Genomic DNA, 11,754 nt, shown 5'->3' with positions numbered 1-11,754 from the left:
CGGTAATGATGATCGTTTGCTCACATGATAATGAGGTATTTCCTGAAGCATCGGTAGCTGTCCATACTATTTTTGTTGTGCCTACCGGATATAAATCTGTCAATGATTTACTGTCTGAACGAACTCCTGCGAAGGTGAATGTTGCCGAACAATTATCGGTAGCTGTTGGATTTACAATAAAAACAGTTGCGCCACATTGTCCTGAATCAGCGATTTGGTTAATAGTTGCTGGACAACTAATAACTGGTTTTTCTGTATCGGTAATGATGATCGTTTGCTCACATGATAATGAGGTATTTCCTGAAGCATCGGTAGCTGTCCATACTATTTTTGTTGTGCCTACCGGATATAAATCTGTCAATGATTTACTGTCTGAACGAATTCCTGCAAAGGTGAATGTTGTCGAACAATTATCGGTTGCTGTTGGATCTACAATAGAAACAGTTGCGCCACATTTGTTAGCATCTGCAACTTGGCTAATAGCTGTTGGACATGTGATAACTGGCTTTTCTGTATCTTTTATTATTACGTTCTGAATTGCACTTTCTACTTTTCCATTTCCGTCATCAAAACTCCAGGTAATTGTATAAGTCCCTTGCGTTGTATAAGTAAGTGGATCTACTGTTGTTCCTGTTATTGTTCCTTTACAATTATCTGTTGTGCTTGGAACTGGTACTGTTGCTGAACATTGTGCTATAACATCTGCTAAAACTGGTTTAACTGGCTTTTCTGCATCAGTAATAGTAACTGTTTGCTCACATGATAATGAGGTATTTCCTGAAGCATCGGTAGCTGTCCAAACTATTTTTGTTGTTCCTACTGGATATAAATCTGTCAATGATTTACTGTCTGAACGAACTCCTGCAAAGGTGAATGTTGTCGAACAATTATCGGTTGCTGTTGGATTTACAATAGAAACGGTTGCGCCACATTTGTTAGCATCAGCGTTTTTGTTAATAGCTGCTGGACACGTGATAACTGGTTTTTCTGTATCTTTTATTATTATGTTCTGAATTGCACTTTCTATGTTTCCATTTCCGTCATCAAAACTCCAGGTAATTATATAAGTCCCTTGCGCTGTATAAGTAAGTGGATCTGCTGTTGTTCCTGTTATTGTTCCTTTACAATTATCTGTTGTGCTTGGAACTGGTACTGTTGCTGAACATTGTGCTATAACATCTGCTAAAATTGGTTTAACTGGTTTTTCTGCATCGGCAATAGTGATCGTTTGCTCACATGATAATGAGGTATTTCCTGAAGCATCGGTAGCTGTCCAAACTATTTTTGTTGTTCCTACCGGATATAAATCTGTCAATGATTTACTGTCTGAACGAACTCCTGCAAAAGTGAATGTTGTCGAACAATTATCAGTTGCTGTGGGATTTACAATAGAAACAGTTGCTCCACATTTATTAGCATCAGCAACTTGGCTAATAGTTGCTGGACAACTAATAACTGGTTTTTCTGTATCAGCTACAACTACTGTCGAAGCAGTAGAAGTTTCTTCACAAAAAGTAGAACCACTTATGATTTTTACTTTATAATCTCCATTTGAGGTTACAACTAATGTTGAAGCTGTCTCTCCATTGATAACTGAATTATCTTTGTACCAAACATAACTAGGAGAAACCGCATTGGTAACCGCTGTTAGTGTAGTAGTTAAACAAGCTTCTAATGTTCCTGTTATTGTCGCTGTAGGCAAAGAGCTAACAGTTACAACTCTTTCTGCAGTAGCATCATCACAACCTCCAGTTCCAGTTACTGTATACTTAATTGTTGCTACCCCAGTTCCAACTCCAGCAATTGCTCCTGTTGATGCGTTTACTGTAGCTACTGCCGTATTACTACTACTCCATCTTCCTCCGACAGCACCTCCTGATAATGAAAAAGCAGTATTTTCTGTTATACAAATATTTTGATTTCCTGATAACGTTCCTGCAATAGGAGTTTCTGTTACAATAACTTTTACTGCGATTCTTTCACTCTCACATCCATTAGTTGTTTGACTAGCATAATATGTATTTGATTCCAATAAGTCAGTCTCTTTATACAAAATACCACCCGTTAGAGCATTATACCATTGAATACCTGATCCTGTAGCAATTAAATCTTTAATTTTTTTAGCATCTACAAAGCAAAAATTTTGCTCTGTAGCCGTTGGCATAGCTGGCGTAGCTGGTTGTGCATTAATTACTGCAGCAACTGATTCAGCTGATATGCAAGTCCCTAATGTTGCCTTTACAGTATAACTTCCTGCTGGTGCTGTTACTGTAGCTCCATTTCGGTTAACTCCTGTTGACGGCGTGATTGTATAGGTATAAGTCGAGTCATAATTCGTAATTGTAAAACTTCCTGTAGCTGTTGCACACGTTGGTTGTGTTACAGCGCTTACTGCTGGTATATCCGGTGTAGCTGGTTGTGCATTAATTACTACAGCAACCGATTCTACAGATGCGCAAGTTCCAGAGGTAGCTTTTACAGTATAACTTCCTACTGGTGCTGTTACTGTAGCTCCATTTCGGTTAACTCCTGTTGACGGCGATACCGTATAAGTATACGTTGGATTATAATTAGTAATCTCAAAACTTCCCGTAACAGTCGTACAAGTTGGTTGTGTTAATGTAGTTAATGTTGGTTTTGGAATCGATGCATTCATCGTTACTACTCCATTTATTGTAGCTGCTGGACATGGCATTGTATGTCCAACTGTTGTTATCGTATAATTAGCATTTGCTGTTGGAGTTCCTGAAATAGTTACTGTTCTTGCTGTTAAATCGACAACGGACTTTAACTCTGTTGGCAAATTTGTTACTATGGCATTTTTTGCGCTTCCTCCAAAAGTATAAACAGTTGTGGGAATTGCTGTTCCTGTACAAACTACCGGATTTTGTGTACCGCTGGTAAGCACAATTGTCGAGGCATCATTTATAACTGCTGCAACCGCAATTCTCGATGTTGTAGTACAACCTTCGGTCGTAGTAGCACCTACATAATAAGTAGTCGTAGTTGATAAGTTTGGAGTAATAAATTCTGCTCCCGTTCCTAATACCTGTTCACTTACCGGATCCGCATACCATCTGATAGTATCAGCTCCTGTTGATGCAGTTGCCTTTAGTGTTAATGCTGCCGTACCACAGCTAGAGGCTTCTGTAGTTGAATTTATTGTTGGCCTAGTATTTATCGATGCTTTAACTGCAGTCCTTGTTGCTGTAGTACATCCGTTATCGGTTGCATCAACATAATAAGTTGTAGTAGTTGTTAAGCTTGGTGTTGTAAAACTTGTACCTGTTCCTAATGATGTACCACCAGTTGCTGCAGCATACCAATTAATTGTTCCTGAAGAGGCTGTAGCGCCTAAAATCACTTCTCCAGTATCACATCGTCCCGCAGGTGTTGTTCCTGTAATTGTTGGTATTGCATTAATAACAAAATTAGTAGCAGTTCTACAACCTGTGCCACTACCACAAGCTGCATAAAAAACTGTAGTTCCTGCCTTATTTATATCTATTAAGCCTGTAACTGTAGTTGGATCAAAAGATGCTCCGCTACCTACTTTAGTGCCGCCCGAAGCCGATGTATACCATTGTATAGTACCTGAACATGTAGAAGTAGCCTTTAATGATCCTTTTACTCCTTGGCAAGTAGAAACTCCTGTAGTTGTTGGCGCCCCAGCAACTGCATTAATAGTTATAATATCAGTAGAAACCGAAGTACATCCATTTTCGTTTGTAGTTGTCACTACATAGTTATTTGGCACTAAGCCCGAAAAGATTCCTGTTGTATTAATTACTGGTGCTGTTACAGGATTAATTCCTTTTAATGTATAACTTATTCCTTCACCATTTGCAGGAGTTTTTACCGTTATTGTTCCTGTTGGTGTATCACAAGTTGATTGTACCACTTCAACTGTAGGAACATCTGGCAAAGCAAATATTTTTATATCATCTTCTGTTACAGTTGCGCCATCGCCTTTAAAGTTCGTTCCTGGCACATCGATTTGGTTAACTCCTTCATATTTTTTATTTATAGTTGTACCATACGCGTTTACAGCTGCCGTAATTTTTCTAGTAGGATTGGCAGTTGTACGTGTAGGATCAAAGTATAAAGCTTGTGCATTAGAACTATATGTACCAGCAGCAATAGGCGCTATAACTTTCCCAACCAAGATTATCGTAACTACTCCATTTTGAGCAATATTAAACCCTCCAAACACAGGATTATTCTTAGATGTAACTGTATTACTTAAAGCACCAGAAGGACCAGTAGTATCTGCTGAATATGTTGCCGTAGCAGAATCAAATTCGATACCTGTTGGAAAATAAAAGTCTAAATCGACCCCGGCAGCATTTCCTACCCCTGTATTTTTTATTTGTATTTCATAAGAAACCTTCTCTCCAATCGAATTACAAGCTGATGCTTTAGGTAACGATTTTACTTTGGTATCCAGAATAGGAAAACAATTTGAGTTAACTTGTAAATTTGGCGGTAGATCTTTAGAGATAAAAGTCGATACATGTCCATTTACTCCCTCATTAGCACCATGGACATTAGAACCAGTTCCACTTCCTTTATTAGTTTTACCTGCCAAACCACCAGTTACATTGGTAGTAATTTTTACAGTCCCCTCAAGATTATGTCTAATGATTCCACCACCACCACCACCACCTGGTCCGTGTTCGTTTTTAGTATCATTTTCTGTATTCCCTCCATTTCCTCCTTTTGCATTAATTGTAATATCTCCAGTACTGATATTAGAAATATTCAACAATACTGTCCCTCCAGCTCCAGCTCCTCCAGCTCCATCTGGTGTACCACCATATGCACCCGGAGCACCATTTCCTCCATTAACTTCAATTAACCCATTACCTTGAACTGTTCCTGCATTAATAAGTACAATAGCTCCTCCGACACCTCCTTTTACACCATCGATAGCATTATTAGCATCACCAGCGCCACCGCCACCTCCCATTATAAGTCTTGTTAATTCTGGTGTAGCATCTAGGTAGGATCTAAAACCAGGTCTTCCTCCCCCAGTATAAGTTGGCCAAGTTTGTCCTCCAATTCCTTGCCAACCGTAACCACCTAAACCACCAAAACCACCATTACCACCGCCACCGCCACCGGTGTTGTGGTCATTACCACCACCACCAGCATTGGCAGGAGCTCCTCTACCTGAAGAACCTGCTGGCATACCTTCAACTTTATTATCTACCTGGTTATAACCATCCCACATATATCTAGGCGTTCCTGCGATTCCTTCTCCTTTCCCTGAAATATAAGTTTTTGAAGCATCACCAACATAAGAAGTCGCATCATTTACACCTGAAAAAGCTATAGGGCTATATCCTCCTCTAAATCCTCTTGCTGTTCCATCAATAGAAAATCCATTAAAATCGAAAGTTCCAGAAACATTAAAAGCAATAACTCCACCTGCTATACCATTAAATGGTGGTGTCGTTATCTTAGAGGTAAGCTTTAAATTAGAGTATTGTGGTACTCTAACAATTTGAAATGTTCTCTTCCCTCTCGTAGGTGTTGCATCCGCATTAAAAAAACTATTAAAAGTACCTCCATTAGTACCAGTACCTTTAAAAGTTAAGTTACCCCCTGCTAACGGAACACTATTGGTTGCAATAACATATTCAAAAACACCTGTATTACCAATAAGTGTAAATCCTGTACCCCCTAAATTGTCAGGACCACTATTTGAATTTCCTGAACCATAATTGGCATCATTCCTATAATCAATAATAGCATCCTGCATTTGGATAATCAAAATCAAATCCCCTGCAGATATTTGTATTGTACCGAAAACATTATTATGCTTATCCGTTGTAGGCACTTTGCCTAAAACTATAGATTGAGCTCCTTTACTTAAAGTTGTATTATCACTAACAGGATAATAAGTATTTATAGAACTTGATACTGTAACGGGACCATCTCCTCCTGGCGTTCCACAAATCTGTGAAAATAAGCTAGTTGAAAATAAAAGAAATGCAATGAAAAAGGTTTGTTTAAAAAAATTAAGCATTTTAAGAGTAGAATTATACATAAACAGTTTTGTTTGAGGTAATACTATGACTGTTCGAAAACCCAATGAAGGAATTCGAAAAAAATAAATTAAATAAGAGGGATTGTTCTACCGAAGATCTAAGGAAAAGATCTTTCAAAATTTTATAAAAGAAAAATAAAATAAGGGCCATAAATAAATTAGCTTCGACTCAAATTCGTCTTTAAGATTATAGAAATAGGTAGTTTGGTGGGGCGAAAGTATATAAAGGGTAAAATAATAACTAGATAACTCGTCGAACTACCTGTTTTATCGTTGAAGTACTCTTTTTTTCGAATAAATGTAGATTTTATCGAGAAAAAAATTAACAATTTAGCAACTAAAAGTTTTTATAACAACAATAAAAGTCATTTCGCGCACTAACTTCAACGCAAAAATTCATAACTTATTAAAGTTCAAATAATAGAATAAAAAAATACGCAACGTACGGTTGCGTATTTTATACTTTTACGAGTAACTTATACTCAATTTTATTGCAAATTTTACTTTAAAAAATAATTTTATTAACAATTAAAACAGAACATCTACCCCTAATTAACAAATTATCCAAAATAAAAAGGCTATTTCAAGAAATTGATATTTCGTTTTAAACCATCAAATTTTGTTCTTTTTAAAGGGGAGTTTTTAAATACCACTCGAAAGGTTTCTTCAGTAATCTCTAACCACTCTTTTTTCGACATTGCCATAACATCTGGGTTAGGATTAAACAGTGGTTCTGAATGTGCTTTAGAAAATCGATTCCAAGGACAAACATCTTGACAGGTATCGCAACCAAATGCCCAATCATCAAATTTCCCTTTCATTTCTTGTGGAATATTTTCTTTGAGTTCAATTGTAAAATAGGAAATACACTTACTCCCATCAACTACATAAGGAGCAACAATTGCCTGTGTGGGACAAGCATCGATACAAGCTGTACATGAACCGCAATGATCTGTAGTGGCATAATCATATTCTAAGTCTAAATCGAGAATAAGTTCGGCAATGAAGTAAAAAGAGCCTACTTTTTGTGTAATTAAATTACTGTTTTTGCCTATCCAGCCTAAACCACTTTTGGCAGCCCAAGCTTTATCCAAAACTGGAGCAGAGTCAACAAATACGCGACCAGAAACATCACCTATTTGCTCTTGAATGGAAAAAAGTAATTCTTTGAGTTTTTCTTTAATTACAAAATGATAATCTTGTCCATATGCGTACTTCGATATCTTAAAGCTATCATTCTCCTGAGTTTCGGAAGGGTAATAATTAAGTAATAGCGACACTACGCTTTTGGCATCATCAACCAATAAAGTAGGATCTAGCCGTTTATCAAAATGATTTTCCATATAGGCCATTTGACCATTATGGTTTTTATTAAGCCAATTTTCTAACCTTGGGGCTTCTTGTTCCAAGAATCCTGCTTTAGAAATTCCACAAGATAAGAACCCAAGCCTTTTGGCTTCGGATTTAATAAATTGTGAATATGTGGTTTTTGAGTTTATCAACGTGAATTTAATATGAAACGGTTTTAGCCCTGATGGGAGCGACATCCTTTTTTTGGCTTTTTAGCAGAAAAAGATATAGCGGACAGCAGGAAATAGCTTCAAAAAAATTAAAATAATCCGCCTTGAATATTGGTATTTATTCTACCTAAATGTTTGTATGCTTTGTCGGTAACTTCACGTCCTCGTGGAGTTCTCATAATAAAACCTTCCTGAATTAGGAATGGCTCATATACTTCTTCGATGGTTTCGCTACTTTCGGAAACTGCTGTTGCCAATGTAGACAATCCAACTGGCCCTCCTTTAAATTTACTAATAATGGTAAGAAGGATTTTGTTATCCATCTCATCCAAACCATGTGCATCGACATTTAATGCCTTTAGTGCATATTGTGCAATAGCCAAATCGATAGTTCCGTTTCCTTTAATTTGTGCAAAGTCACGAACACGACGCAATAATGCATTTGCGATACGAGGCGTTCCACGACTACGGCCTGCAATCTCGATTGCAGCATCTAAAGAAATTGGCATTTTTAATATCGAAGCACTTCTTTCTACAATTGAAGTTAAAAGCTCTGTAGTGTAATATTGTAATCGTGACGAGATACCAAAACGAGCACGCATAGGTGCTGTTAACAAACCTGAACGTGTTGTTGCTCCGATTAAGGTAAATGGATTTAAATTAATCTGAACTGTTCTTGCATTAGGCCCAGACTCTATCATGATATCTATCTTAAAATCTTCCATTGCCGAATATAAGTACTCTTCGACAATAGGACTCAAACGATGGATTTCATCAATAAATAGTACATCTCTTTCTTCGAGATTAGTAAGTAATCCAGCTAAGTCACCAGGTTTATCCAGAACTGGCCCTGATGTAATCTTTATACCAACCTCTAATTCATTAGCAAGTATGTTTGCCAAAGTAGTTTTTCCAAGTCCGGGAGGACCATGAAAAAGTGTATGATCTAATGCTTCGTTACGCTGATTAGCTGCCGCAACAAAGACTTTCAGGTTTTCCAAAACCTGATCTTGACCCGCGAAATCATCAAAAGAAAGCGGTCTTAATTTTTTTTCAAGATCAAACTCTTCAGAGTTATAGCGGTTCGTTGTTGGATCTAAATTTTCATTCATTTAGCAAAGATAGAGAAAGAAAAAAGAAGTCAAAAAAAAACCTCTACTATGAGTAGAGGTTTTAAATATTTTTAGTGATGAAGAACTTCTTCTCCTTCTTTCATTGGTACGTTTTGAGGTACAAAATCAACGTCATAGTTTGGATTACTATAGTCATATGGCCAACGGTAAACGTGAGGAATTTCTCCTGGCCAGTTACCGTGAATATGCTCAACTGGTGTAGTCCACTCTAAAGTTGTAGATTTCCATGGGTTTTGTACTGCTTTCTTACCGTAGAAAATACTACTAAAGAAATTGTATAAGAACACTAATTGGAAAGCTCCTCCAACTAAAGCAAACACAGTTATTAAAACGTTTACGTTTTGTAAATCATCAAATAACGGGAAGTTTGTATTAGTATAGTAACGTCTTGGTAAACCTGCTAATCCGATAAAGTGCATTGGGAAGAATACTCCGTAAGCACAAACTGCAGTTACCCAAAAGTGAATATATCCTAAGTTTTTGTTTAACATTCTACCATACATTTTAGGGAACCAGTGGTAAATACCAGCAAACATTCCGTAAAGTGCAGAGATACCCATTACTAAGTGAAAGTGAGCAATTACAAAGTATGTATCGTGAACGTTAATATCTAAAGTACTATCTCCTAAGATGATCCCTGTTAAACCTCCAGTGATGAAAGTAGAAACCATTCCGATAGAGAACAACATTGCAGGATTAAATTGTAAGTTACCTTTCCATAAAGTTGTAATCCAGTTAAATGCTTTTACAGCAGAAGGAATTGCAATCAATAATGTTGTAAATGTAAATACAGATCCTAAAAATGGATTCATTCCAGAAACGAACATGTGGTGTCCCCAAACGATTGTTGAAAGGAATGCAATTGCTAAAACTGACATAATCATCGCTCTGTATCCGAAAATTGGTTTACGAGAATTCGTAGCCATAATTTCTGAAACAAGTCCCATCGCTGGTAAGATTACAATGTAAACTTCAGGGTGTCCTAAGAACCAAAATAAGTGTTCGAATAAAACTGGTGAACCTCCTTGGTAATGTAGAACTTCTCCAGCAATATAAATATCAGATAAGAAGAAAGAAGTACCAAAACTTCTGTCAAAAATCAATAATAATGCAGCAGATAATAATACTGGGAATGAAATAACTCCAATAACAGCAGTTACGAAGAATGTCCATATAGTTAAAGGTAATCTTGTCATAGACATACCTTTTGTTCTTAAATTAATAACAGTTACGATGTAGTTTAATGAACCCATCAATGATGAAGCAATAAAGATTGCCATAGAAACTAACCATAATGTCATACCTGTTCCTGAACCAGGAATCGCTTGTGGTAAAGCACTTAATGGAGGATAAATTGTCCAACCAGATGAAGCAGGTCCAGCTTCAACAAATAAAGAACTTAACATTATAACTGCTGACAAGAAAAATAACCAGTATGAAATCATATTCATGAATCCAGAGGCCATATCTCTTGCACCAATTTGAAGCGGAATCAATAAGTTACTAAAAGTACCACTCAAACCAGCCGTTAATACAAAGAATACCATGATGGTTCCGTGTATGGTAACTAATGCAAGATAAACATCATTAGTCATTACTCCATCTGGTGCAAATTTATCTCCTAATAAAACATTAAATATTTTAAAAGACTCTTCAGGCCATGCTAATTGCATTCTAAAAAGCAAGGACATTGCAATACCAATTACCCCCATAATAATACCTGTTATAAGGTATTGTTTGGCAATCATTTTGTGATCAATACTAAAGATATATTTAGTAATGAATGTCTCTTTATGGTGGTGTTCGTGTTCGTGATCTTGTCCGTGATCGTGACCTTCTGCTGACATATATGTATACTTTAAATTTCTTAAATAAATATTATTTCATAGCTACTTTAGGAGCTTCTACTTTAGCAGTAGTATCAACTTTGGTAGTATCAGTGCTTCCTGCTGCACCTTCTGCTGGAGCTGGAGCAACTGCTGCTTTAATATCCTGAGCTAATGTAGCTTTTTCGCTTAACCATTTTTTATACTCTTCTGGTGTATCAACAACTATTTTCATTTGCATGTTGTAGTGAGATGTTCCACAAATTTTATTACAAAGTAATAAATAATCAAAAGTATAAGGGTCAAGAGCTGTTTCTCCTTTTGCAACTAGTTCAACACTTTTCTTAGAACGCAGTTCATTAATATGAGCAACTTTCTTTACCATGTACTCTAAGTCTCTATATTCTGCAGTTGTGTAAACTGGCGTGAAAGCAAATTCTGTAACCATACCAGGAACACAGTTCATTTGCGCTCTAAAGTGAGGCATGTAAGCTGAGTGTAATACGTCTTGAGAACGCATCTTGAAATGTACTTTCTTTCCTTTTGGTATATGTAATTCTGAAACCACAATATCATCTTGAGCATATGGATCAGACATATCAACTCCTAAAGTATTTACACCTTCGATTAATCTTACGTTAGCTTTACCTAAAACATTATCAGGTCCAGCATATCTTGCAGTCCATTTAAACTGTTGAGCATATAATTCGATAACAACTGTATCTTCATCTTTGTCAACAAACATAATATTATTCCAAGCATATAATCCATAAAGAATTAATCCTGCCAAAACAACTGCTGGAATAACACTCCAAAGTGCCTCTAATCTATTATTATCAGCAAAGTATAATGCTTTCTTATCTTTTTCTCCTTTATATTTAAAAGAAAAATAATAAAGTAATCCTTGAGTTATAAATTGAACTACAAAAATCAAAACCCAAGTAATATTCATAAGGCTATCAACCAAACTACCATGCTCAGAAGCTGGTGTGTGTAATACTAATGGTCCCCATTTTAACAATCCATATATTGTAAAAATATAAATGAATGCTAAAAATCCGAACATTAAATACCCTTGAACATTATTATCATTATCAGATGCAACCTGAGAATCGTTCGATTTTGCTCCTACCTGAGTAAGATCAAATATCTTGGTCAATTGCCATAATGCTACAGCTAATAAAACTAAAACTATAATTACCAACAAACTTGTCATCTGTTTA

At 36.4% G+C, this 11,754-nt stretch carries 5 protein-coding genes; all 5 read right to left on the bottom strand.

From position 1 onward, the window contains the following. The coding region (locus SHI72_RS23520) for an HYR domain-containing protein (protein ID WP_323491583.1) at positions 1–6,052 on the bottom strand (6,052 nt) is incomplete at its 3' end. A 578-nt stretch (positions 6,053–6,630) separates the two neighbouring features. After that, entirely contained in the window at positions 6,631–7,599 is a 969-nt protein-coding gene (gene queG, locus SHI72_RS23515) for a tRNA epoxyqueuosine(34) reductase QueG (protein WP_416348485.1), read from the bottom strand. Between the two features lie 62 nt (positions 7,600–7,661). Continuing rightward, positions 7,662–8,684 carry a Holliday junction branch migration DNA helicase RuvB gene (gene ruvB / locus SHI72_RS23510; RefSeq protein ID WP_039111898.1) on the bottom strand — a complete coding sequence of 341 codons (1,023 nt, stop codon included), beginning with the start codon at positions 8,682–8,684 and terminating at the stop codon, positions 7,662–7,664. Between the two features lie 71 nt (positions 8,685–8,755). Continuing rightward, positions 8,756–10,552 (bottom strand): cytochrome c oxidase subunit I, encoded by a 1,797-nt coding sequence (locus SHI72_RS23505; protein WP_039111897.1) that lies wholly within the window; start codon positions 10,550–10,552, stop codon positions 8,756–8,758. Between the two features lie 31 nt (positions 10,553–10,583). Then, a complete protein-coding gene (locus SHI72_RS23500; RefSeq protein WP_323491582.1) occupies positions 10,584–11,747 on the bottom strand; it encodes a cytochrome c oxidase subunit II in 1,164 nt (387 codons plus the stop codon). Between the last annotated feature and the right edge of the window lie 7 nt (positions 11,748–11,754).

Origin of the sequence: Flavobacterium sp. PL02, from assembly GCF_035013205.1 — a bacterium.
GTDB lineage: Bacteria > Bacteroidota > Bacteroidia > Flavobacteriales > Flavobacteriaceae > Flavobacterium.
This window is presented reverse-complemented; position numbering and strand designations above follow the sequence as displayed.

Excerpts from the sequence above, each read along its gene's own strand:
- SHI72_RS23500 (WP_323491582.1), bottom strand. The coding sequence starts at position 11,747 with ATGACAAGTTTGTTGGTAATTATAGTTTTAGTTTTATTAGCTGTAGCA.
- ruvB (WP_039111898.1), bottom strand. The coding sequence starts at position 8,684 with ATGAATGAAAATTTAGATCCAACAACGAACCGCTATAACTCTGAAGAG.
- queG (WP_416348485.1), bottom strand. The coding sequence starts at position 7,599 with ATGTCGCTCCCATCAGGGCTAAAACCGTTTCATATTAAATTCACGTTG.
- SHI72_RS23505 (WP_039111897.1), bottom strand. The coding sequence starts at position 10,552 with ATGTCAGCAGAAGGTCACGATCACGGACAAGATCACGAACACGAACAC.